Here is a 22,256-nt window from a genome sequence, read left to right on the forward strand (position 1 = left end):
ATGCCATAACGCGCCATGTCCTCAACGCGGTTACCGTCTAAGCCGATGATTGTTATGGCAATTTTATCTCGGATCTACTATAATTCGACCGGTTAATGGTCGGCTTAAGCGACGCGAGATGATGAATACGGAAGCCATTACGCCGGGCGCCTTCGATCAGATGACGGCTCGGCCGAGCAAGCTGTGGGGCTTGCCGGCGATCGCCAAGGCGCTGGGCTGTGGGGTGGACAAGGTGCGGGCGCTGGCGCTCCACCCCGAGGTGCCGATCTACAGGCCGGCCGGCGCCGGCACCTATTTTGCCCACCGCGCCGAGCTTGAGGCGTGGCTGCGCTCGAAGCCGTCGCGCGACGTCGCGCACTCAACGACCGCTCGCGAGCCTCTTATCGGCTGATAAGAGGCTCTCTTAAGAGGCTCTCTACGCCCTGTTCTGCGAGACGATGGTGATGCAATTCCAATGGCATAGCTCCGCGCTCGTGTACGCATGAAACGTTTCGTGCTCGCGCTCATGAAACGTTTCAGCAGCGTTGCGGGAACGCGGCGGCTCGCGGCGATCCTCTGCAAGCCTCCCTTGGAGGTAGCGGAATTTCTGCCATGAATAGAGGGGCTTCAACGCGTCGGCCGTTCCGCCGAAACCCATGATTACCAACGTTTTCCTAGCATCCGCCTAGTCGCCGGATCGCACGCGCGCGTGGCATCTTCGGCGCATGGGAAAACGCCGCGGCCGTGCCGAGAAGAAAGCTCTCACCGACGAGCAGTTGCTCGACCTGATCGGCGGGGGCGCCGCGACGTCGAGCGGCATCACCATCTCGACAGAGCAGGCGTTGCGGGTGCCGGCCGTCATGGCGGCGGTGCGCACAATCTCGGAAGCCTGCGCCAGCCTGGAGCGGCACGTTGTCGAGATCGCCGCCGATGGCACCGAAACCGTGGTCCGGCAGCATCCCGCGGCCGCCCTGATCCGAGACGCGGCCAACGACTGGACCAGCGCCTTCGAGCTGATCAGGCAGATCACGGTTGACGCCTTGACGCGCGATGCCGGCGGGCTCGCCTGGGTGAACTGGCTGCGCGATGAGCCGGTGGAGATCGTGCGCTATAGGCCGGGGATCATCGCGGCAGAGTTCGACGCCGACGGTTCCGGCCGGCCGAGCTACCGCATCAACGGCGTGCCGACGCCGGCGCAGGAAGTCATCCACCTCCGCTCGACATTCGACAAGGCGCCGGTGTCGCTGGCGCGCGAGGCGATCGGCGTCGCCGTCGCCATGGAGCGGCACTGCGCCCGGCTGTTCGGCAAGGGGGCCCGGCCCGGCGGCATCCTCAGCACGCCGAAGAGCATCGGCGATGCCGGCGTCGCAAAGATGCTTGCGGGATGGCGCGCCGCGCATGAGGGGGCCGACAATGCCGGGCGAACTGCGATCCTGTGGGACTCCGCAACGTGGACGCAGACGGCTCTAAGTAGTGTCGATGCGCAATTCACAGAATTGAGAATTTTTCAGCTTCAAGAGATCGCCCGCGCCTTCAACATCCCGGCGGTGCTGCTCGGCGAGATGAGCCGCGCGACCTGGTCGAACTCGGCCGAGATGCAGAAGCTGTTCCTCATGCTCTGCCTCGAACCCTGGCTGCTCGCCCTTGAGGGTGCGCTGCGCCGGGCGCTGTTCCTGCCCGAAGACCGCAAGCGCTTCGCTGTCCGCTTCGAGAGAGACGATTTCAGCAAGGTCGACCTGCAGGTGCTGGCGACCAGCATCAACAGCCTGATCAGCAGCCGCGTGCTGTCGCCGAACGACGCGCGCGGGTGGCTCGACCTCCAGCCGTACGACGGCGGGGAAGCCTACGCGAATCCGAACACGGGCTCATCGCAGCCCGGCACCACCACGCCGCCGGCGCGCGACGCCAACCAGGACGAGGACCAGCAGTGACCCTCGACGACATCACCAACGACGCGATCAACCAAGATCGCGGCCGTGAATTCGAGCTGCACGACCCGGTGTCGGGCACGCCGACCGGCATCAAGTTGACGATCGCCGGGCCGGACTCGGAGACGTCGCACCGGGCACACCTCGCGCTCGCCGATGAACTGGCGGAAATGGCCGACCGCGACGGCCGGGTGTCGGCCGAGCACCGCGAGCGCGCACGCTTGAACTGTCTGGCCCGGCACGTCCTGCGCTGGGACATCATTGAGGACGGCCGGCCGGTGCCGTTCTCGCACGCCAACGTGCTGCGGCTGCTGAAGGTGCAATGGGTGCAGCAGCAGATCGACGCCTTCGCCGCTGACCGCAGCGCACATCGGGTGGCGTGATGGAACGGCTGTTCATCGAAACCAAGCTGCTCTCCGACGACTCCGGCGCCATTTCCGGAATCGGCTGGAAGTACGATCAGCCCGACCGCATCGGCGACATGATCGCGCCTGGCGCGCTCGCCAAGGCCGCGTTCCCGTTGCCCATGCTCGCGTTCCACGACATGGGCGACCCAATCGGGACGTGGGACAGCGCCACGGACAAGGGCGGCGCCTGGCACGTCAAGGGGCACCTCCTGGTCGACGAGGTCGCCCGTGCCCGCGAGGTGCGCGCCTTGGTTCGGGCCGGCGCCATCAAGGGCCTCTCCATCGGCTTCATCACCGGCAAGGCCGAGCCCCGCCAGGGCGGCGGCCGGCTCATCAAATCGCTTGAGCTGATCGAAGTGAGCCTCGTCACCCTGGGGATGCACCCCGGCGCGAAGGTCACCTCGGCAAAATCGGCGGTGCTGGCGCTCAACATCGCCGCCGCCATCAACCGCGCAACCGCGCAAATCGGAAGGAGCTGAGATGCTGCAAACCAGCATGGACGCGCTGCGCGGAAGCGTGGCGCTCACCCTGAAGGGCGAAGCGGACGATCCGCTTGCCGTCGTCACCAAGTCGCTCGAAGAGCTTCAGAAGGCGGTCGACGAGCGGTTGAAGAAGGTCGAGGAGAAGGACGCCAAGGCCGCCGACGACAAGGAACTGAAGGCGCTTCAGGAGCGCCTCGCCGACCTCGAGAAGAAGGCCAACCGCCCCGGCGCCGGCAGCGGCAATGCCGATGAGCGCAAGGAGATCGAGCGCAAGGCGCTGTCTCATTTTCTCCGCACCGGCTCCGACGTCGAGGTGAAGGCCGCGGCCACCGACAGCGCTACCGATGGCGGCTGGATGGTGCTGCCGACGATCGACACCAGCATTCGCACCCTCGTCACCGACCTGTCGCCGATGCGCGGGCTGGCCGAGGTGGTGACCATCTCCACCGACAAATACGAACGATTTTATTCGCTCGGCAAGCGCGGTGCGCAGTGGGTCGTCGAGCGTGACGACCGCCCGCAGGACACCGCCAGACCCGAGCTGATCAAAGCCAGCTTTGGCGTGGCAGAGATGTACGCCGCGCCGGCAACCACGCGAACGCTGCTCGACGATGCCGCGATCGACGTGGCGTCCTGGCTGGTGAACAACGCCACGCACGACTTCGCCGAGACCGAGGGCGAAGCGTTCATGACCGGCACCGGCGCCAACAACACGCCGCGCGGCCTGCTCGACTATGACACCGACAGCGCGAAGGACTTCACCCGCGCGTGGGGCAAGTTCCAGTTCGTGCCGGCCGGTGCCACCGCCCCGACCGATGCCCAGTTTGCCGCCGCGCTGATCAAGTTGGTGTCGACGCTTCGCCGCCCCTACAAGGCCAACGCCCGCTTCTTGATGAACGGCGCCACGGCGATCCGGTTGCGACAGATCGTCGACCAGAACAATCGTTTCCTGTGGGCGCCGACCGGCAACCTGATCGAGGGCGTCGACCATCCGTTGCTCGGCTACAGCGTCGAGATCGACGACAACATGCCGGACATCGGCAGCGGAAGTCTGCCGATCGCGTTCGGCGACTACAAGCAGGGCTATGTGGTCGTCGACCGCCATGGCATCCGCATCAATCGCGACGAGCTCACCCAGAAGGGCCGGATCATTTTCGACGTCTACAAGCGTGTCGGCGGCGGTGCCGGCGACTTCAACGCCATCAAGTTCCTCAAGTGCTCCGCGAGCTAAGGAGGCATCGCCATGAAGGACACGTACCACGATCACAAGGCGGTGCAGGCGCTCGCCCCCGCCGTCGTCTCCGCATCGGGTGACGGTTCGGCCGTCGCGCTCAAGGGCTTCGACAGCGCGTTGGTGGTCATCAACGCCGGTGCCATCGTCGGAGCTGGCGCGTTCTCCGCCAAGCTGCAGGAAAGCGACACCACGACGTCCGGCGACTTCACCGACGTTGCGGCCGCTGATCAGATCGGCACGTTGCCGACGGTGCTGGCGGAGAACACCGCCTACCGCGTCGGATACCGCGGCTCGAAGAAGCACATCCGCGTGTCGGTCACCAAGGCCAGCGGCACCAGCATCGCGTTGAGCGCCGTCGCCATCCTCGGCCATCCGGCCCTTGCTCCGGTGGCGTGATGCCCGTCCGCGCTCCCCGCGTCTGTGGCCTCTGCGGCGGCGTTCACCGATCTGGTGAGCGCTGTCCGCGCGCGGCCGTGCAGGACCGGGAGCGCAAGGCGCGGTTCGACCTCAAGCGGCCTGGTGCTCGGGCTCGCGGCTACGACGCCGGATGGCAAGAGGCGCGGGCCAAGCACCTCGCGGCTCATCCCTTCTGCCAGCGCTGCGGCACACGGGCTGTCCTGGTGGACCACATCATCCCGGTTCGGCAGGCCCCACACCGTCGCCTCGACCCGACCAACTTTCAAAGCCTCTGCGTGCCCTGTCATTCCCGATGGAAGCAGGCCCGAGAAAGGAAGTAACCCATGTCTGCGCGCCTCTTCGCGACAGCCGGCAGCAAGCTCTTCATCGGCCCGGCCAAGGCCTTCACCGGCACCGACTTCACCGCCTCCGACTTCACCAGCACCACATGGACGGAGATCGGCGGAACCACCAACCTCGGCGCCACCGGCGACACTGCAGAGCTGATCACCTCGACACAGATCAGCGACGCCCGCGTGCGGAAGATGAAGGGCACGCGCAACGCCGGCAGCGCGACCATCGTCTGCGACGTCAGCTACGACGATCCCGGCCAGCTCGCATTGATCGCAGCGGAGAAGACCGAGGACAGTTACGCCTTCAAGCTTCAGTTCAACGACGCGCCCGCTGGCGGCACGCCGAGCATTCGCTACTTCGTCGCCCTCGTGATGGGCGCCAGCGAAGAACTCAACGAGGCGAACAACATCGCGAAGCTCAACGTCACGCTGGAGATCGACTCCAACATCGTGCGCGTCGCGGCGGCGGCCAGCGGAGGCTGAGGCCGGGGGGGTATAGGACAACTTGCCGGGAATATCGGGGACCGGCGGGGGGAAGTCTCTGCGATATTTGGTCGAAATAGGATTTTCAGCCCATGGCGCTTTCGCTGGACGACCTCAAAGCCCACGCGAACATCACCGGCGATGCCGACGACGCGGTGCTGGCGCGGCTTCTGGCGGCGGCAACGAAGCACGTCGAGCGCGTTCTCGGCTTCCCCCTCGATGACACCGACGAGCTGCCGGAAGGCGCCCCGGCGGACCTGGAGCAGGCGGTGTATCTGCTGGCGGCGCACTGGTTCGAGAACCGGGAGACGGCGCTGGTGGGCCTCACGACGCAGCCGCTACCGTTCGGTGTGGCCGACATCCTCGCCGAGCACCGGCGCTACACGTTCGGGTGATGGGCCATGGCGGATGACAGCGGACTCTCCCGGCTCCAGCAGCGCCTTGCGGCGATCCCGCAGGACGTCAAGGAGGCGGTGCAGCCGGCGCTCGAGAAGCAGGCCGAGGCCATGGCGCGCACGATGAAGACGCTGGTGCCGCGGGAGACCGGGGCGCTGGCGGACTCGATCGCGGTCACGCCGGGCGGGGAGTCGACGCCGGCCTACAGCCAGCCCGGCGGCTCGATGGTGGTGCCGGCGAACGCCGCCGCCATCACCGTCGGCAACACCGATGTTCGGTATGGCCATCTGGTCGAGTACGGCACAGCCAAGGCGCACGCGCACCCGTTCTTCTGGCCGTCCGTCAGGCTTCACGGCGGGCAAGCGAAGCAGGCCATCAAGCGCGCCGTGGGTCGGGCTGTCCGAAAGAATTGGGGCAAGGGCTCATGAGCGCCGACCTCGCCTTGCAGAAGGCCATCAGGGCCCGGCTGACCAACTCGACGGAAATCGTCGGGTTGGTGCCCGCTGCCTCCATCCTCGACCGCCACGCCCGGCCGGCGCCGGACCCGTCCATCATCCTCGGCGAGGGGCAGACGCTGGAGGGCGACGACCTCGCCCGGCTGCAGCAGCGCGTGGTTCTGGACCTGCACGTCTGGAAGAAGGAGCCCAGCCTTGCCGGGGTGAAGGCCATCGCCGGGGCGGTGCGGACCGCCTTGCACAGCGGTCGGCTGGCGCTCGACGCCGGCTTCCATTGTGGCGACTGCCGGGTGTCGCACATGCGGTTCCTGCGGGACCAGGACGGCGAGACCAGCCACGCGGTGGTGACGGTCGAGGCGCTGGTGTCGGAGGTGGTGTGATGCGCGCTGGCAACCTGGACAGGACCATCACGATTCAGTCCTTCGCCTCTGGCGTCGACGACTACGGCACCCCGATCGAGCAGTGGTCGGACGTCGCCACGGTGCGGGCGCAGATCGTGCAGGCCAGCACTGACGAGTTCCTGGCGGCGTTCGGCGAGACCGACAAGACCGCTATCATCTTCCGCGTCCGGTGGCTCGATGGCGTGACCACCGAGCACCGCGTGGTCTACGCCGGCAAGAGCTTGAACATCCGCGAGATGAAGGAGATCGGCCGGCGCAAGGGCCTGGAGCTCCGCTGCGAGGAGGTCCGAACGTGAGAGGCGTGAAGCCGCACCTCGTCGTGAACAACGACGCCGTGACGCGCGCTCCGGCGCCGCCGGCCTGGTTGTCGCCGGAGGCGAAGAAGGAATGGCGGCGGGTGATGCCGATCCTGATCGAGCGCCGCATTCTGACGACCGCCGACCTCGGCTCGCTCGAATCCTACTGCACCTCGATTGGCGCCATGCGGGACGCGCAGCGCATCCTCAACGAGGAAGGCCTCGTGATCGAAGGCAAGAGACACCCGGCTTTCGGCATCATGAATGCCGCCCAGACCACGGCGCGGCTGTGCGCGGCGGAGCTTGGCCTGACGCCGGTCAGCCGCTCGCGGCCAGCAATCCGGGAGGACGACGATGCTGATACCCTCCTGGATTAACGACGGCTCGGAAATCCCGGACCCGCTGGGCTATGGCGAGCGCGCTGTGCAGTGGCTGCGCAAGCTGAAGCATCCCAAGAACCCGGCGCCCGGTCACCCGTTCCAGCTCGATCCGTGGCAGGAGCGCATCATCCGCAAGCTGTACGGGCCGCGGCATCCGGACGGATCGCGCATCGTGCGCCGCATGACGCTGGTGCTGCCGCGCGGCAACCGCAAGACCTCGCTGTGCGCCGCCATCACGCTCTTGCATCTGATGGGGCCGGAGCGCCTTCCGGGTGGACTAACCGTGTCGGCGGCATCGGCGCACGAGCAGGCGATGGAGCTGTTCAACGAAGCGGCGATGATCGTCCAGCACGACCCGCGTATGGCGAAGCATCTCACCATCCGCGAGTACACCTCGACGATCGCGTTTCCGAAGGATCGCAGCCGGTATATCGCCGTGGCCTCGGACGGCAAGGTGCAGCACGGCAAGACGCCGAACGTCGTCATCGCCGACGAGCTGCACGCCTGGGAGGGCCGGGCCGGTCAGCGCCAATGGGAAGCGCTCGACTCCGCGATGGTGAAGGTGCCGGGAACGCTGCTGATCGTCGCCACCACGTCAGGGCGCGGCCAGGAGAACCTTGCGTGGAAGACCGTTGAGTACGCGATCAAGGTCCAGAAAGGCGAGATCGACGACCCGGCGACGCTGCCGGTGATCTTCGCCGCCGAGAAGGAAGACGATTGGCGCGACGAGGCGGTGTGGCACGCCGTCAACCCCGGCATGCGCCACGGCTACCCCGACCTTGAGAGCTACCGCGACAAGGCGCGGAAGGCGATCAACTCACCGTCAGATCGTGACAGCTTCCTGCAGTACAATCTCGACGTCTGGCTCGATCATTCGGCCTCGCCGTTCGTCGATATGATCGTCTACGATCAGGGCCGCGGCGAGGTAGACCTCGGCGACATGGAGGCGACGCAGGCGCCGTGCTGGCTCGGCGTCGATCTGTCGAGCAATTCCGATCTGACGTGCGTGGTGGCGTGCTGGCGTGACGGCGAGGACGGCTATCAGGTGTGGCCGTGGTTCTTCTGCCCGGAGGATAACCTTCGGCGCCGCGCCGACCGCGATGGCGTGCCCTATCCGACGTGGGCGGAGGATGGGCTTATCTGCCCGACGCCCGGCAACGTCGTCGATTTCCGCGCGGTCGAGGACAACATTCGCGAGCTGTGCGCGCGCTTCAACGTCCGCGAGATCGCGTTCGACCCGCACCTCGCCCGCAACACCTTGAACAACCTGCTCGAGGACGGTCTGCCCGCGGTCGAGATGCGGCAGGGCTGGGTGACGATGGCGCCGGCCATCAAGGAGCTGGAGCGCGCCATCATCGGCGGCCGGTTCCGGCACGGCGGCAATCCGATCCTGCGCTGGCACTTCGACAACATCGCCGTTGAAACCGACAAGGCCGGCAACCGCGCCTTTCACAAGGGCAAGAGCAAGGATCGCATCGACGGCGCGGTGGCGTGCGCGATGGCGGTGGCGCGGTGCGCGGCCGGCGACACCAACCGCTCCAGTTACGACGGCGCGGGCGACGACTTCGAGGAATGGGCTTTCGCGTGATGGTCCAGATTTGGACCGAATGAAATCAAGGACTTGAGACATGGCGGGTGAAGGCGACACGGAACGGCTGGTCGTGCTGCTCGAAGCGCGGTTGACCGACTTCGAGCGCAACATGCGCAAGGCGTCCGCCGTCTCGGCGACGAACTTTGGCGCGGTGCGGCGCAATTCTCGCAGCGCCACGATGCAGATCGAAGCGGACATGAACCGCGCCAGCGCTCGCATCAACCAAGCCGTTGCGACGACGTCGGATCGCATCGGCACTGTCGCGAAGGCCATGGCCGCGGCGGCGGCTGGCGCCATCACCATCGACAAGATCGCGAGGGCCGCGGCGGCATATCAAGGCATGGCGAACGCGCTGCGCATCGCGGGCCTGGAGGGCGAACAGCTCAACGGCACGTTCGGCCAGCTATTCGCCATCGCGCAGCGGAACGGCAGTGCGCTCGAGCCGCTGGTGTCGCTCTTTGCCCGGCTCTCGCAGTCGCAGACCGAGCTTCACGCTTCATCGGCCGATCTGACGCGGTTTACCGAGGGCGTGAGCCTGGCGCTCAAGGTCGCCGGCACCGACGCGACGGCGGCGAGCGGCGCCCTGACACAGCTCGCCCAAGCGCTCGGCGGCGGCACGGTGAGGGCCGAGGAGTTCAACTCCGTCAACGAGGGAGCCCGGCCGATCCTTGATGCGGTGGCCGCGGGGCTCAAGGAGGCCGGCGGATCGGTCGCCACGCTGCGACAACTCGTGAACGACGGCAAGGTGTCGAGCGAGGCGTTCTTCCGTGCGTTCCTCGCTGGCGCTGGATCGTTGCAGGAGAAGGCCGACAAGGCGCTGCCGAGCGTCGAGCAGGGCATGACGCGCGTTGCCAACGCTTTCACGGTCGCGGTCGGAGAGTTCGACAAGGTCACCGGCGCCTCGACGTCGGTTTCGTCGGGACTGGAGCGGATCGCCGCCGGCATCGGATCGGTCGGCGACAGGGCCGAAGCGGTCTATCAGAAAATCAAGCCGTTGGTCGACGCGCTCAACCTCATCGGCAAATATTCGCCTACCGGCCTCCTGACGCAGTATGCCACCGACACCGGCGTGTTCGCGCCGACGCCCTCTGGCGGCGTCACCCGGACCACCACCACCTCGGCGGTGAACGGCACGATCGCCGGCGCCGCGCCGGTCCTCGGAACCGGCTTCTCCGGGGGCAAGTCGCAGGTGTCGCTCGCGCAGTACCCGGCGGCTGGCAAGGAGAAGTCCTCGTCATCGAAGGCCCGGGCCTCGGAGCTCGAGCAGGAAATCGCGTCGCTCCAGCGGCACACCCAAGCACTTCAGATTCAGGCCGGCCAGTTCGGTATGACGGAGGCCGAGGCGGCGCGGTATGAGGCCACGCAGCAACTTCTCAATGCCGCCACCGCCGACGGCAAGACGATCACCGACGATCAGCGGGCCGCCATTGCCCGGGCCGCCGACGCCTACGCCCAGGCGGCAGACGCCGCGCACCAAATGACGGAGAAGACGCAGCGCGCAGCGGAGTTCCAACGCGAGTTCGAGTCGGCAACCACCGAACTGTTTTCCTCCCTGATCAAGGGCGGCGACAGCTTGAACGATACCCTGTCGCGCCTTGCGGAGCGGTTTGCCGATCTGGCCTTGCAGGCCGCGCTGTTCGGCTCCGGCCCGTTCGGCTCGGGCTCGGGGCTTCTCTCGGGCGTCGGCAAGGCGATTGGCGGGCTGTTCGGTGGCGGTTCGGATTTTTCTGGATACAACGTAACTGGACTGCCAGGCCACGCTACTGGCGGCTATATCCGCGGGCCGGGCACGGGCACCAGCGACAGTATCCCGGCCCGGCTCAGCAATGGCGAGTATGTGTTCTCGGCGCGGGCGGTGTCGGCGATCGGTGCCGGCAATCTGGACGCGATGCACCGCACCGCGAAGGGCTTTGCGGCCGGCGGCTATGTGGGGCCGGCGCCGGTGGCCAGCGGCCAAGCGGCCAGCGCTGCGCCCGTCATCACCGTGGCGCCGACGATCAATTTCCAATCTCAGATTCCGTCAAGCCAAGCCGATCAGGCGAGCATGGCGAAACAGGTCCAGCGCTCGGTCGAGACCGCGGTGAACCAGGCGCTCGCGAAGCAGATGCGTCCCGGCGGCATCCTGACGAGGTGATCCATGGCACTCGATACCTTCAATCCACCGGTCGCGCCCGCTGTCGACGGGGCACCTCGCGAGCGCACAGCGCGCGTGACAACAGCATCGTTCGGCGACGGGTATTCGCAACGTGCGCCGTCGGGGCTGAACTCGGTCGCAACCTCGATCAACGTGCGCTGGCCACCGATGACGATCGGACAGGCGCAAACGATCGATGCATTCTTGACCTCGAAAAAGGGCGTCACGCCGTTTTGGTGGACGGCTCCGGGCGACACCGCGGCCCGCAAATGGACGTGCGGGACGTGGACCGTTTCGCCGCACAACGTCGCCTTAGGCATCATCGGTGAGATGACCGCCATCTTCCGAGAAGTGTTCGACCTATGACCCCGCTCAAGCGCCTGGAACAACAGCTCATCGACACCGTGACCGGCGCGCGCCCGACCGTGCCCGAGGCCGGCGTCATCGTCTGGCGCGCGTTCCTCGACCTCGCCGCTCGGCGCTCCTACCATATGAGCGGCCCGAACCCGATCAGCATGGCCGAGATCGAAGCCTATGCCCGGCTGCACCGCCTGCCGCTCCAGCCGCACCATGTCGCGCTGATCTGCGCCATCGATGATGCGTGGCTCAAGCATGTTCGCGACGATGGCGGCACTCCCGACGAAAAACGTCGCCAGTCATCCCAGCCGATGACGCCGGCAATCTTCGACGCTCTGTTTTGAGGCGATGCGATGGCACGGAAGCACGGCGGATGCAGCGGCTGGAACGAGTATCGCCACGGCGAGAGCAAGCGGCCAATCACATTGGCGGGGCAAAAGCCGAAGCGGATCATTCGTGGCGACAAGCGCGAGCACGTCGTCGCCAGCGTCGCGGTGTTGTTGAAGACCTTCAAGCTCACGCCGTTCGAGCATGAGGCGGCGTGCGTGCAAAGCCTGCGCAGCGGCCTATGCCTGGATGGCCACCGTTGGCCGCTGGCTGACATCGAGGCGGCTGGAATAGTCGCCGAGGCACTGCGCCGGATTGGCGCCGAGCGGCCAACGTGGAACCAGGGACAGCGCGAATACACGGTGCCGCGGGAGAACTGCCGGTACTGCGCCCGCCCGCTGGACGAGGAGGACATCGCCCGAAATCGCCTGTTCTGCTCGCCGGTGTGCGCCAAGTCGGCCTTGCAGCATCGCGAGTTCGAGGACGCTTGGCATCGCGACAAGGTGGCGTGGTCGGCGTATAGGCTCGTGCTGCGGGAGCAGAACCAGCCGCGCGTGTGCGAGTGTTGCGGAAAGACCTTCAGGCCGATCCGCGAGAATGCCGACACGCGGTTCTGCTCGCTACGCTGCGCAAGGGAAAGCCGGCGCATCGATATTCCGGAGCGGGCGTGCGAGCATTGCGGAACGATGTTCCAGCCGACAAGCGCCAATCTGGACGCCAAGTTCTGCGGCAAGGCCTGCGCCGACGCCGCGAAGCGCACGTTGCCGGATCGAGCATGCAAGGCATGCGGCGGGGTGTTTCATCCGACGAACGCCGGGCAGCTCTTCTGCTCGCGGGCCTGCGCCGATCAGGGGAAGAAGCTCAACGAGGTCGAACGGGCCTGCGATTGGTGCGGAGAGGGGTTCGTCGCGAACCGCAAAGATGCGGCCTATTGCAGCGACGCATGCGTCAGGTTTGCCTTCCGGGTGAAGTCCGGCCGCGTCAAGAAGATCAGCCCGCCCGTGTTCGACTTCCTGATGCGCCCGCTGTCCGGCGGCTTCGCCTGCGAGATGGTCGCGGCGGAGTGAGGTTTCCGCCGCGGTGGCGGAAACCCTGGTTCGTCGAAGGTGCCGAAGATCCTCAACCGCAGACCAAAGGGCATGTTCGAAGGCTCAGCGGTCCCAATTGCATTTGTAATTCAACATAGGCGTAAAGCTGCCTTGACGCCCCAACAGTGAGCATTAGTGTCTTTGGGGCGATCAGGGGCGATCAGGGGCGATCAGGGGCGCAGATGCGATCAGATGCCATCTGGTGTGATCAGGCACCATCTGTACGATTGGTAAGTGCGTTTGACGTCATCACCCGCGGTTTGGGCGTGGCGTCGGAACGTAGAGTTAACGGGTGAAGTCGATAATTTGTCCTGTGCGTTTCACGCACAGGTTTGGAGGCATCATGACGGACGCGCAGCGCAGAGAAGCCATCCGGCGCCTCATTGACAAGCACACGTCAAAAAATGTCGTCGACAGCAAAACCGCAAGGGATTCGCTGATCGCGGAGGGTATTTACACAACGAGCGGCCAGCTCCGCGTTGAATTTGGTGGTATAGAGAAAAAGAAGAAGAAGTCGGCAGCTTGACGCGGCTAGCAACATCATTTGTTCTTGGTTATCACGGGTGCGATAAAAGAGTCGGATTGACGGCGCTCAACGATGGTACAGAGCTACTTCCCAGCAACCGCGATTTTGATTGGCTGGGACCTGGTGCATATTTTTGGGAATCTGATCCACTTCGTGCTCTGGAATGGGCAGAGTGGAAGAAGGGTCGGGGAGATTACACAGAACCATTCGTAATAGGTGCTGCTATTGACCTTAGAAACTGCCTCGACCTCGTTGCGAGAGAAAACTTAGAGCTTATTAGAAAAGCTCATTCATCATTTGTAGAAATACAGGAGAAGGCCGGCCTTCCTTTGCCGGAAAACAAAAGTGCTCCTGGACAACCCAATGCGGATCGTATTTTAAGATTCCTTGATTGTGCGGTAATCAAGCATCTGCACAGCATACTTGATAATCAGTCTGCTGAAGATCTGCAAATAGAGCCTTTTGATACAGTAAGAGGCATGTTTACCGAAGGAGAGCAGATTTATCCGGGGTGCGGATTCAAAAGCCGCAGTCATGTTCAAATTTCCGTTCGCAATCTTGATTGCATTCTCGGTATTTTTATCCCGAGACCATACCCAAAACTTCCAGGTCCAGGCAAAAATGGACCGATGAGCATTTGAATATGCCGACCTCTCCGACATGCCGGTGGCCGCCGCGGTGGCGGCGGTGAAGCGGGGCGTTTCCGAGCGCCCGCGTGTCTCGCCAATTTGGCGACTTACCGTAGGCGCCCCGTGCGCCGTCTCCGGGTGCAGCGCCTCGTAGATCGCCTTGCGGCGGGCGATGGCCTTAGCGGCCCTTGATCCAAGGTGTATCCTTGAACTTATCTGCCAGCATGGCCTTTAGCTTTGTTTTGACTTCACCCCATTTGCCAAATTCGGTACCGCACTGGGGGCAAACGACGAGCGAGTTGTCGTCGTCGATATTTGCGACACTCAACTCGACATTGCACTTTGTGCAGGTGGCCGTAATCTTGCCGTCCGACATTTCATCCTTCCTTTCTCAGCCTCTAGCCCGACCCTTCGCCGATCTTTCGCTTTGGGTGTCATCGCGTTTGTGAGATTACCGCTTCAGCTCGGCGTCGGCTTCCAGTGCCAATTCTCTATCCGGGGCTTCGGCGGTTTCTTTTGCCGCACTTTGCATGGCTCGGAACATGGCGGGCTCGAACCCAACGGCGCGGATCGCGCCCTCAACGTCGCCTTGCTCCAAAGCTTCCGCGATGGCCCCTATCTGGGCGCTGTTTCGGATCGCATAGAGGGCGGCAAGAAACGTGACGGCCGCGGGCGACGTCTCATGGCTTTTGCCATCGGTGGCCATTTGGCCGACTGACGCGGTCAATTCACGCTCGACCAGCCTGCGGACGGCCTCCGGGCGAGTCGGCGCGTCAGGCTGACCATGACGCCACGCATCGAGCGCAGCCATGATCTCGGGCTGCAATCTAAGATGCACCGACTCGCCTTTGCCTGTCGGCGGCGGTCCGCGCCGCTTCTTTGGTTCCACGGTTTGCTTTTTCATGATCGCTGTGGTACCACAAAAACGGCCCGGCGGGAAGGTGGAAGCTCCCGCACCGGGCCTAACCTGAACCACAGAGGTGACCTATGACCCAGGCTGCCCGCGCTGATAGCGCGAACGAACCCGCTTGCCAAAATTCCGAGCCCGATGCGCCCAAGCCGGCGTCGCTGATCGACGCGATGGACGAGCTGAACACGGCGCAGCACCTCACAGAACTGCTCTATCTGGCCGGCGAGGCTTTGCGGGGCGTCGATCCCGCCATCAGCAACGCCATCATCGCCGGCGTCAACGCCCTCAAGGGCAAGCTCGACGAGGTCGAGGCGCTCCTCGAAGAACTGCAGGAGCGCAAGCGGGAGGGCCGGGCATGAGAGCGCCTGACGCCATTACGCTGCCTGCCGAGTCGATCCCTGCCGGCGACCTCATGGATCGCGGCTTGGACAAACTGCGCACCTGCTGGCTCGCGCTGCAGTCGGACAATCGCGGCTGGCTCGACGAAGAGGCGCTGGATGCAGTGGCCGCCACCATCGAGTCCGTCCTTCGCGACCTTAAGCCGGTCAGGGACCGCCTCCAGGGCGTCGATGGAGGCGTATCATGATTGAGCCCCTGCTGCCCGTGGCGCTGTTCTGCTGCGCCGTCTCTGTCCTGGCCGGCTTCGCGCTCGGCCGGGCCACGCTGCCCGAGCCGCGGGGCGTCTACGCCTACCAGTGGCCCCGGCCGCACTGATTCCAGGCCCCGGCTTCGGCCGGGCGACCGTCAAGTTTGTTGGGCAGTTGCCCGGATAGTCGTTGCATATTTCCAGGCAATTGCCCATAAAGCGTCATGTGCTCTGAAACGGACAGGACCGCTGACGTTGCCATGATCGCCGGACAGGCGTTCGGGATCCCCGATTCGCACGCTGCGGAGGTCATCCGTCGTCTTCGCGAGAACGACCAATATGTGCGCCAGACGAGGTCGATCCGTAATCGGCCAAAGGCGACCGCGCGCCACCTCGCCAACCTCGTAGCCGCCCTGATGACAGGCGCCTCCAGCCGTACAGCGCCGGATGCGCTAAAGCGCGTTGAGCGGTGCCGGATCAGCGGAAACGCTCTTCAGAAGCTCTTTTTTGATGACCCCGTAAATATCGGCGATGATTTCACGCGCTATTTCAATGATAGCGAGTGGTCTAAGCATAGACCGCTCGACCCCATCAATAAGCGCGCTCCGTTCCACAAGATCGTGATTGCTGCGCGCGATACAAAAAAAGCGCGAGAATTTAATCTCGTTGACGTAATCGAAATCGTCATCGATGTCCTGGCAGAATATCCGGAAGTATATGGTGAGGTAGCATGCTCGACTATCGCTTACGATCCGGATCGAAACTTCGCTGAGTTCGTTTTGTTGGCGTGCACGTATGAACAGATGCTTAGCTGGGAATACACGCCGATATATAGGAAAGATGGCTCCAAGATTGCGTTTTGGTTGAATTTCAACGAGCAAGACAATGACTTTACGGGATTGGTGGAGCGTTCGATGAAGATCAATTTTGAGCTGTTGCAGCGCTTCGCGAAGGCGTTGCGACGCGGAGACGCCTGATGGCCCGCAGCCCCATCCCCTTCGCCAAGCAAGCCCTGACCCGCGCCATCAAGGCCACGGTCGACGCTGGTGTCGCCTCTTTCCGGGTGACAGTCCGAAAGGGCGGAGACATCGAAATCGACATCGGGAAGACGCCATCGGCGGCAGAGATCGTGACCGACGACACCTCGGATAACGTCAGGGCGCTGATTTGAAACCGCCGCGGACAGCGCTGCCATTGCCGCGCTACACCTTGCGCAAGCCGCTTAGGGGCGGTGGCTGGGGGCACTTCTTCAACGTGCCGACTTGGGCTCGTCGAGCCGGTTGCCCGGTCAAGAACGAATCCCTCGGCCCCGACTACGAGGCCGCGGTCCGCCGGGCCGAGACGGTCCTTCTGCCAGCGTTCGACTCCTGGCGGACCGGTGGCGCGAGCGATGCCGTTGCGGTCGACGTTGCCGCTCACGGGACGCTCGATTGGGTGTTCGCCGAGTTCCGCGCCGATCGCCGCTACACGAAGCTCGACATGCGGACGAAGCGAAACCACGAGAGCGGAATGCGCCTCGTCGGCGGATACGTGATGAAAGACGGGCGCCGGCTCGGCCAAGTGCGGCTGTCGGCCATCACCACAGGGCAATCGGGTGAAAAATCACGCTGCCAGGAGACTTGCGAGGAAGTCGTCGTCCCAGGCGGCGACTTTTCGCTTGAGGCGGAGAGAATCCTTGCCCGGGGCCTTGCGGATGAGATTGAGGGCCATGTGCTTGAGGGTGGTGAAATTGGCGGGGGCGTGATCGGTGCGGACGCGGCAGTCGTCATCGCGGAACACCATGTCCATGATCCAATGCAGGCTGTTCTCCACCGCCCAATGGCTGCGGATGACGGGTCCGAGCTGGTCGGCCGGGGACGCCAGCGAGGCGATGTAGAAGCGGGTCTCCTGCTCGCACTTGGCGCCGATCTCGCGCATGCTTTCGACCATGACGACACTGGTCAGGCCGGGCCAATCGTGACGGTCTCGGAGCCAAGCCACGTCGTGCATCACCGTGGTGGTGCGGGTCTCGATGCGGCCGTGATCGCCATCGACGCTGTGATGGCGGCTGATCGCTGTGTCCTTGAAACCATTGGCTTTCTGCTCGGCGGCGAACAGCTCGACGTCCTCTCGCAAGCTGCCCTGGTTGCCTTTCAGGGCCAGCACATAGTCGGCCTTCTGGGCGAGGATTTGCGCGGCGATGGCGCGCTGGCAGCCCATGGCGTCGATGGTGACGATGGCGCCCTCGATCGACAGCAGGGAGAGCAGTTGGGGGATGGCGACGATCTCGTTCGACTTGTCGGCCACCTTGACCTGGCCGAGCACCAGGCGCTGGCGCGCCGCGAAGGCGGACACCATGTGGACCGCCGCCTTGGCGTCCCTCTTAGCCGAGCGGCGCAGCGTCTTGCCGTCGATGGCGATCACGTCTGCGGGCGCCCCGGTCACCGCCGCCACCCAGGCGACGAAGCAACGCTGGAACTGCGCAGCATCGAGGGTGGCGAGGATGTCGCCGAGGTGGTCGTGCGAGGGGGTGCCATGGAGAAACGTGCGGAACCGGCGCAGCAGGTCGAGCTTCGTCTCGCCGAACCTTGCGATGTCGACGAAGGTCTCGGCGCCGGCCAGCACCGCCAGCAGGCACAGCAGCAGCACCTCCTCCAGCGAGTACATCACCTTGCCGCGCTGGCGCGGGTCGGGCATGTCCTTGAAATAGTCCAGGAAAACAAGAGCTTCCCCAAGCGCGGCAAAGTCCGGTTCCGCTGGCTCCATCGCCCATCCTCCGCATCCGAATCGGAGGAACCGACAGATTCAGCACTTCAGGCCTTTGTCACCCCTTTCTTCACCCGATCGCCCTGGCCATCACCAGCGCCGTCGTCGACACGCTTTATGAGAAGCTGTTAATCGTCACCGAGACTCGGCCGGATGGCGCCGTCGTCGAGCGCGAGCGGCGCACCACGGTCAATCACGCAATGAAAACCTGCCGGCGGGCGTGGAACGTCGCCGGCCGGCGGAATCCGGGCACCGTCCCGCAAGCGAATCCCTTCGCCCAGATGGGGCTCAAGTCTTCGACCCGCGAGACGCCTACCGCGGCCTTCGATGACCTCCAGGCATTCCGCGGCAAGGCGGTCGAGTTGGGGCACCCGTCGCTCGCGACGGCCGCGCTGATCGCCTGGGAGTGGCTGCAGCGTGAGAAGCACGTCTTCGGCGCGTTCGACGTGGCGCACTATCGCCCAAAGGAACGACCCAACACCGTCCGCGTGCTGCATCCCAAGAACGGCGAGGAAGCATGGATTCCGCTGTTCGACGATGCCGGCGTGCCGCTCTATCCCGAGCTGATGGCCGAGCTTGACGCCCTCAAGCGCGAGCGGATCGGGGGGCTGATGATCCGCCGGGATTGGGGCGACCGCAGGCCGTGGCCGACCGGGGAATCCATCGACCTTACGCATATGTCCCGGATCGTGAAGCGGATCATCCGGGCCGCTAGGCTGCGTGACAGCCTGACCTTCACCTCGTTCCGGCACGGCGGTTTCACGGAGTCAGCCGACGCCGACATGACCGACTCCGAAATCAGGGCAGTAAGCCGCCAGAAGTCCGCGCGGGTTCTCCCGCGCTACGCCAAACGAACAATGAAGCAGGTGGCGGCTGGGGCGAAAAAGAGGAGGGCGACGAGAACGAAAACGGACGATTTGTCAGAATGAGCAGCAGATCACTTGTCAGAATGAGGCGCCCCACATGAGGCAACCCATTGAAAACATTGGAGCGGGTGAAGGGAATCGAACCCTCGTCATCAGCTTGGAAGGCTGTTGCTCTACCATTGAGCTACACCCGCGCCGGGAGCGGCCATGCGGCCGTCTCACGATGCATCGCCAGACGTAGATTTCAAATTTCCGCGGAAGCGTCAAGGATTGCGGTGCGCTCGGCGCTGTTCTCCAGCACCGGCTGGCGATATTTCCGCTGTCGCCGGCGGTCTTCGCGCTGGCGACTGGCGGCGATAACCGGTTCCGCCGCATCGGGCGGTGGCGGGCCGATCAGGGCGACGTTTCGTCGTCCGGTCGCCGAAAAATCCCGTTCCGATCAAGGCTCTCTCGGCGAGGCTCGGTGATCAGGGTGCACGGCCGAACCGTCCGGTAGCTGTCAGGACGGAAACAGGCGCGCCATGCGGGCAAAGCCGGCGAAATCGGCTATGATCGCCGTCGCGACGCGCACGCGAACCCCGGCATCGGCATGCCCAGAACCGATCAGCTCGATCCGCTGCTTTATGGTGACGAATGGCCGTCGCTGCGGTCTGCGACCGGGCGGGTGGACGTTCATTCTCTCGCGGCTTTTTGGGCGCGGGAAAGCAAGGTTCCGGGCCATTATTTCGAGTTTGGCGTCGGAGCCGGCCGTTCCGCGGTATCGGCGCTCAGAGCCGCGGCAAAGCACAATCTGAACATAGAATTCCACCTGTTCGACAGCTTCGAGGGCTTGCCACCGCTCGAAGGCCTCGACGCAGACTCAAGGCAGTTTCAGCAAGGCCAATTCTCGTTTGGCGTCGATCAGGTCAAAGAGTTCCTGCGCCAGCATGATGTTCACGCCCTGGCTCCGATCCACTTCTATAAGACATGGTTCTCGGCGCTCGATACAATCGAGATCGATCCCGCCATTCGCGCCGCCATCGTCCACATCGACTGCGACCTTTACAGTTCGGCGCTTCAGGTCCTGAACTTCATCGGCCCACGGCTGGAAAGCGGCACGATCCTGCTGTTCGACGACTTCAATGCGTTCAATGCCAGCAACGACCGCGGCGAACGTCGGGCGCTGTCCGACTGGATCGACCAAATCAACAACGATCCCGCGTCCCCCATGGCCGAGCTGACGCCGTACGTCAGCTATGGGTGGCACGGGCAAGGATTCATCTTCAATAGAATGGGATGAAATCCGGCTAATCTTCTGATATGTCTAGCATAAAATTTCAGGTCAGAAAGCCCGGCCGCCGGCCCGGCCGGAGCTGGCGACCTTCGACACCGGCACTGCGGCTCACCCGCCCTGCCCGCTGAACGCCGCGCTGCCCAACATCGATGGCTTGGCTCAGATGCCACCGCGATCTGGCTGTCCCGCGACGGCGCCGCGCACACCGCCCGCGCTCGCCAATGTCCAGCGCCGCTGCTCAGTTGCGCCGTGATACGGTTTCCGGATGATGTCGTCGTGATCGGCGGACGCAATTTCGCTGATCTGGACCACGAAATGCCGGCCGATCGGCCGGATTTCGCATGAAGCCATCCCAAACGATTCAAGGGGGCCGAATTGAAGACCGAACAGGGCGTCCTTCGCATTTCGATCGTGGTGACGGTGATCCTGGCCGGCCTCGGCATCCTGTTCGGCATCCTGTCAGGCTCATCCTCGATCGTGTTCGACGGCGTCTATTCGCTGACCGACGCCACCATGACCGTGGTGGCGCTGCTGGTGTCGAACCTCATCAGCGCCTCGACCGCCACCGCCCCGGCCAAGAGCAAGCTGGTCGAACGCTTCACCATGGGGTTCTGGCACCTCGAGCCCATGGTTCTCGGCCTGAACGGCACCTTGCTGACCGGCGCCGCGATCTATGCGCTGATCACCGCCATCGAAAGCCTGATGGCCGGCGGGCGCCAGCTCGCGTTCGATCAGGCCATCGTCTATGCGGCGCTGACCGTCGTCATCGCCACCGGCATGGCGATCTTCGACATCCGGGCCAACCGCGCGATCCGCTCGAATTTCCTGGCGCTGGACGCGCGGGCGTGGCTGATGTCGGCGGCGTTGACCGCGGCGCTGCTCGTCGCATTCGTGTTCGGCTATCTGATCCGCGGCACCGGCCTCGAGTGGGTGTCGCCCTATATCGACCCGGCCGTGCTGGCGCTGGTCTGTCTGGTGGTGATCCCGATGCCGATCGCCACGATCCGGCAGGCGTTGGCCGAGGTCCTGCTGGTGACGCCCGCGGACCTCAAGCAGCACGTCGACACCCTGGCGCAGGACGTCGTGCAGCGATACGGCTTCGTGTCCTATCGCGCCTATGTCGCAACGGTCGGCCGCGGCCGGCAGATCGAGCTTTATTTCATCGTCCCCATCGGCTGGCCGGCCAAAAGGCTGGAGGAGTGGGACCGCATCCGCGACGAGATCGGCGAGCTGGTCGGCGGCGAGAGCCCCGACCGCTGGCTGACGATCGTTTTTACCACCGATCCGGAATGGGCGGATTGAGCCGAAATCGCCCGACCAGCTGTTCGACCCGCAGCATTTTCGTTTGCAAGCCGGGGGCTCGCTGCTGCGAAACAGGCGTCAGGGATCCCAGTTCCGCGTGCGCGGGATGCGGATGCCGCGGGCGATATAGTCGATCAGCTTGACGTACATCATCGCCGCCATCAGCGCGTCGTTGAACGCGTCGTGCACCGGCCGCTCCGGCACGCCGAGGTCCTGGGCGATCGCGGAAAAACGGAGGTCGATCTCGGTGCCGGGCGGGGCGTCGCCGTATTTGCGCTCGTAGTAGAGCCGCGAGATCTCGACCAGCCGGTTGGGGACATGGATGTTGGCGGCGCTGAGCAGGTAGCGGTTCAGCATCGCCACGTCGAATTCGAGATAGTAGCCGACCAGCGGCCGCGGCCCGATGAACGCCATCAGCTCGGGCAAAATTTCCGCCATCGGCCGCGCCTTCGCGAGGTCGATCTCGCGCAGCTGGTGGATCTTGATCGAGGTCGCTCCCACCGGCCCGGTCGGGCGCACCAATGCCTCGTAGCGCCCGCTGGTGAGGATGCGGCCATCCCGGATCGGGATCGCCGCCACCGCGACGATCTCGTCCTGCCAGGGGTCGAGCCCGGTGGTTTCGCAATCGATCGACACCGCCTCGCCGCTGACGTCCTTCTCGAACAGGAAGGCGTAGCGGCGGTCGGTCATCGCCAGACGATCGATCAGGCGGACCAGCGGGCGGAACGGCAC

33 protein-coding genes and 1 tRNA gene are annotated in these 22,256 nt (G+C 64.5%); 28 read left to right on the forward strand and 6 right to left on the reverse strand.

The features are described 5' to 3' along the window. Positions 1-118 precede the first annotated feature (118 nt). The 20 genes from BVIR_RS08355 to BVIR_RS16355 all read left to right on the forward strand — a co-directional run bounded on the left by BVIR_RS08355 (position 119) and on the right by BVIR_RS16355 (position 13,854). The gene (locus BVIR_RS08355; RefSeq protein ID WP_055037270.1) at positions 119-391 is read left to right on the forward strand and encodes a helix-turn-helix transcriptional regulator; all 273 of its coding nucleotides are present in this window, start codon (positions 119-121) and stop codon (positions 389-391) included. Positions 392-704: 313 nt separating this feature from the next. Continuing rightward, the gene (locus tag BVIR_RS08360) at positions 705-1,910 is read left to right on the forward strand and encodes a phage portal protein (protein ID WP_055037271.1); all 1,206 of its coding nucleotides are present in this window, start codon (positions 705-707) and stop codon (positions 1,908-1,910) included. Next, on the forward strand, positions 1,907-2,290 hold the full coding sequence (locus BVIR_RS08365; protein ID WP_055037272.1) for a hypothetical protein: 384 nt from the start codon (positions 1,907-1,909) through the stop codon (positions 2,288-2,290). Before BVIR_RS08360 ends, BVIR_RS08365 begins: the two co-directional genes overlap by 4 nt. Continuing rightward, on the forward strand, positions 2,290-2,793 hold the full coding sequence (locus BVIR_RS08370) for an HK97 family phage prohead protease (RefSeq protein ID WP_055037273.1): 504 nt from the start codon (positions 2,290-2,292) through the stop codon (positions 2,791-2,793). Before BVIR_RS08365 ends, BVIR_RS08370 begins: the two co-directional genes overlap by 1 nt. A 1-nt stretch (position 2,794) precedes the next feature. Further along, a complete protein-coding gene (locus BVIR_RS08375; RefSeq protein WP_055037274.1) occupies positions 2,795-4,027 on the forward strand; it encodes a phage major capsid protein in 1,233 nt (410 codons plus the stop codon). Positions 4,028-4,039: 12 nt separating this feature from the next. Then, positions 4,040-4,426: a hypothetical protein gene (locus BVIR_RS08380; RefSeq protein ID WP_055037275.1), complete on the forward strand. Its 387-nt coding sequence runs from the start codon at positions 4,040-4,042 to the stop codon at positions 4,424-4,426. Beyond that, positions 4,426-4,767, forward strand: coding sequence for an HNH endonuclease (locus BVIR_RS16345; RefSeq protein WP_082416855.1), 342 nt, complete (start codon positions 4,426-4,428; stop codon positions 4,765-4,767). The genes BVIR_RS08380 and BVIR_RS16345 overlap by 1 nt, the downstream gene beginning before the upstream one ends. A gap of 3 nt (positions 4,768-4,770) precedes the next feature. Next, entirely contained in the window at positions 4,771-5,262 is a 492-nt protein-coding gene (locus BVIR_RS08385) for a phage tail tube protein (RefSeq protein ID WP_055037276.1), read from the forward strand. A 92-nt stretch (positions 5,263-5,354) separates the two neighbouring features. Next, complete coding sequence (locus tag BVIR_RS08390; RefSeq protein WP_055037277.1) at positions 5,355-5,657, forward strand: head-tail connector protein; 303 nt, start codon at positions 5,355-5,357, stop codon at positions 5,655-5,657. A gap of 6 nt (positions 5,658-5,663) precedes the next feature. After that, the gene (locus BVIR_RS08395; RefSeq protein ID WP_055037278.1) at positions 5,664-6,086 is read left to right on the forward strand and encodes an HK97-gp10 family putative phage morphogenesis protein; all 423 of its coding nucleotides are present in this window, start codon (positions 5,664-5,666) and stop codon (positions 6,084-6,086) included. Next, complete coding sequence (locus BVIR_RS08400) at positions 6,083-6,493, forward strand: DUF3168 domain-containing protein (protein WP_055037279.1); 411 nt, start codon at positions 6,083-6,085, stop codon at positions 6,491-6,493. The genes BVIR_RS08395 and BVIR_RS08400 overlap by 4 nt, the downstream gene beginning before the upstream one ends. Further along, positions 6,493-6,810 carry a phage head closure protein gene (locus BVIR_RS08405; RefSeq protein WP_055037280.1) on the forward strand — a complete coding sequence of 106 codons (318 nt, stop codon included), beginning with the start codon at positions 6,493-6,495 and terminating at the stop codon, positions 6,808-6,810. Before BVIR_RS08400 ends, BVIR_RS08405 begins: the two co-directional genes overlap by 1 nt. Continuing rightward, entirely contained in the window at positions 6,807-7,187 is a 381-nt protein-coding gene (locus BVIR_RS08410) for a phage terminase small subunit P27 family (RefSeq protein WP_055038772.1), read from the forward strand. The genes BVIR_RS08405 and BVIR_RS08410 overlap by 4 nt, the downstream gene beginning before the upstream one ends. Continuing rightward, positions 7,165-8,778 (forward strand): terminase large subunit, encoded by a 1,614-nt coding sequence (locus BVIR_RS08415; RefSeq protein WP_055037281.1) that lies wholly within the window; start codon positions 7,165-7,167, stop codon positions 8,776-8,778. The genes BVIR_RS08410 and BVIR_RS08415 overlap by 23 nt, the downstream gene beginning before the upstream one ends. Before the next feature lie 40 nt (positions 8,779-8,818). Further along, positions 8,819-10,915 carry a tape measure protein gene (locus tag BVIR_RS08420; protein ID WP_055037282.1) on the forward strand — a complete coding sequence of 699 codons (2,097 nt, stop codon included), beginning with the start codon at positions 8,819-8,821 and terminating at the stop codon, positions 10,913-10,915. Positions 10,916-10,918: 3 nt separating this feature from the next. Next, complete coding sequence (locus tag BVIR_RS16350; protein ID WP_082416857.1) at positions 10,919-11,281, forward strand: phage tail protein; 363 nt, start codon at positions 10,919-10,921, stop codon at positions 11,279-11,281. After that, the gene (locus BVIR_RS08430) at positions 11,278-11,616 is read left to right on the forward strand and encodes a phage tail assembly chaperone (protein WP_055037284.1); all 339 of its coding nucleotides are present in this window, start codon (positions 11,278-11,280) and stop codon (positions 11,614-11,616) included. Before BVIR_RS16350 ends, BVIR_RS08430 begins: the two co-directional genes overlap by 4 nt. A gap of 9 nt (positions 11,617-11,625) precedes the next feature. After that, positions 11,626-12,666 (forward strand): hypothetical protein, encoded by a 1,041-nt coding sequence (locus BVIR_RS08435; RefSeq protein ID WP_055037285.1) that lies wholly within the window; start codon positions 11,626-11,628, stop codon positions 12,664-12,666. 364 nt (positions 12,667-13,030) lie between these two features. Next, entirely contained in the window at positions 13,031-13,213 is a 183-nt protein-coding gene (locus BVIR_RS08440; RefSeq protein WP_055037286.1) for a hypothetical protein, read from the forward strand. Between the two features lie 56 nt (positions 13,214-13,269). Continuing rightward, positions 13,270-13,854 carry a hypothetical protein gene (locus BVIR_RS16355; RefSeq protein ID WP_236823574.1) on the forward strand — a complete coding sequence of 195 codons (585 nt, stop codon included), beginning with the start codon at positions 13,270-13,272 and terminating at the stop codon, positions 13,852-13,854. A 166-nt stretch (positions 13,855-14,020) separates the two neighbouring features. Here BVIR_RS16355 and BVIR_RS16785 read toward each other — a convergent pair whose 3' ends face one another. Together BVIR_RS16785 and BVIR_RS17080 are read right to left on the reverse strand one after the other, a co-directional pair. Beyond that, a complete protein-coding gene (locus BVIR_RS16785) occupies positions 14,021-14,218 on the reverse strand; it encodes a hypothetical protein (RefSeq protein ID WP_060833001.1) in 198 nt (65 codons plus the stop codon). 75 nt (positions 14,219-14,293) lie between these two features. After that, positions 14,294-14,746: a hypothetical protein gene (locus tag BVIR_RS17080; protein ID WP_179944852.1), complete on the reverse strand. Its 453-nt coding sequence runs from the start codon at positions 14,744-14,746 to the stop codon at positions 14,294-14,296. 83 nt (positions 14,747-14,829) lie between these two features. Here BVIR_RS17080 and BVIR_RS08450 point away from each other — a divergent pair, with 83 nt between their 5' ends. The 5 genes from BVIR_RS08450 (at position 14,830) to BVIR_RS08465 (ending at position 16,509) form a co-directional block, all read left to right on the forward strand. Further along, positions 14,830-15,111: a hypothetical protein gene (locus BVIR_RS08450; RefSeq protein WP_055037288.1), complete on the forward strand. Its 282-nt coding sequence runs from the start codon at positions 14,830-14,832 to the stop codon at positions 15,109-15,111. After that, a complete protein-coding gene (locus BVIR_RS08455; protein WP_055037289.1) occupies positions 15,108-15,338 on the forward strand; it encodes a hypothetical protein in 231 nt (76 codons plus the stop codon). The genes BVIR_RS08450 and BVIR_RS08455 overlap by 4 nt, the downstream gene beginning before the upstream one ends. Then, on the forward strand, positions 15,335-15,466 hold the full coding sequence (locus tag BVIR_RS17320) for a hypothetical protein (protein ID WP_257720200.1): 132 nt from the start codon (positions 15,335-15,337) through the stop codon (positions 15,464-15,466). Before BVIR_RS08455 ends, BVIR_RS17320 begins: the two co-directional genes overlap by 4 nt. Before the next feature lie 132 nt (positions 15,467-15,598). Further along, the gene (locus BVIR_RS08460; protein WP_145912025.1) at positions 15,599-16,315 is read left to right on the forward strand and encodes a hypothetical protein; all 717 of its coding nucleotides are present in this window, start codon (positions 15,599-15,601) and stop codon (positions 16,313-16,315) included. Beyond that, entirely contained in the window at positions 16,315-16,509 is a 195-nt protein-coding gene (locus BVIR_RS08465; RefSeq protein WP_055037291.1) for a hypothetical protein, read from the forward strand. The genes BVIR_RS08460 and BVIR_RS08465 overlap by 1 nt, the downstream gene beginning before the upstream one ends. A gap of 431 nt (positions 16,510-16,940) precedes the next feature. On the opposite strand, the gene BVIR_RS08470 is transcribed toward BVIR_RS08465, so the two are convergent. Further along, positions 16,941-18,083, reverse strand: coding sequence for an ISAs1 family transposase (locus tag BVIR_RS08470; RefSeq protein WP_082416579.1), 1,143 nt, complete (start codon positions 18,081-18,083; stop codon positions 16,941-16,943). Between the two features lie 200 nt (positions 18,084-18,283). Here BVIR_RS08470 and BVIR_RS08475 point away from each other — a divergent pair, with 200 nt between their 5' ends. Further along, complete coding sequence (locus tag BVIR_RS08475; RefSeq protein ID WP_145912024.1) at positions 18,284-19,012, forward strand: site-specific integrase; 729 nt, start codon at positions 18,284-18,286, stop codon at positions 19,010-19,012. A 57-nt stretch (positions 19,013-19,069) separates the two neighbouring features. Here BVIR_RS08475 and BVIR_RS08480 read toward each other — a convergent pair. Next, a tRNA-Gly gene (locus tag BVIR_RS08480) sits at positions 19,070-19,143 on the reverse strand. Between the two features lie 395 nt (positions 19,144-19,538). Between BVIR_RS08480 and BVIR_RS08485 the strand changes: the two genes are divergently transcribed. Further along, positions 19,539-20,228 (forward strand): TylF/MycF/NovP-related O-methyltransferase, encoded by a 690-nt coding sequence (locus BVIR_RS08485; protein WP_055037293.1) that lies wholly within the window; start codon positions 19,539-19,541, stop codon positions 20,226-20,228. Positions 20,229-20,381: 153 nt separating this feature from the next. Here the strand turns inward: BVIR_RS08485 and BVIR_RS08490 are convergent, their stop codons facing one another. After that, a complete protein-coding gene (locus BVIR_RS08490; protein ID WP_055037294.1) occupies positions 20,382-20,573 on the reverse strand; it encodes a hypothetical protein in 192 nt (63 codons plus the stop codon). Positions 20,574-20,597: 24 nt separating this feature from the next. On the opposite strand from BVIR_RS08490, the gene BVIR_RS08495 reads away from it, so the two are divergent. Then, entirely contained in the window at positions 20,598-21,524 is a 927-nt protein-coding gene (locus tag BVIR_RS08495) for a cation diffusion facilitator family transporter (protein ID WP_055037295.1), read from the forward strand. 78 nt (positions 21,525-21,602) lie between these two features. On the opposite strand, the gene BVIR_RS08500 is transcribed toward BVIR_RS08495, so the two are convergent. Further along, positions 21,603-22,256 (reverse strand): 3'-5' exonuclease, encoded by a 654-nt coding sequence (locus tag BVIR_RS08500; protein ID WP_236823575.1) that lies wholly within the window; start codon positions 22,254-22,256, stop codon positions 21,603-21,605.

Origin of the sequence: Blastochloris viridis, from assembly GCF_001402875.1 — a bacterium.
GTDB classification, from domain to species: Bacteria; Pseudomonadota; Alphaproteobacteria; order Rhizobiales; family Xanthobacteraceae; genus Blastochloris; species Blastochloris viridis.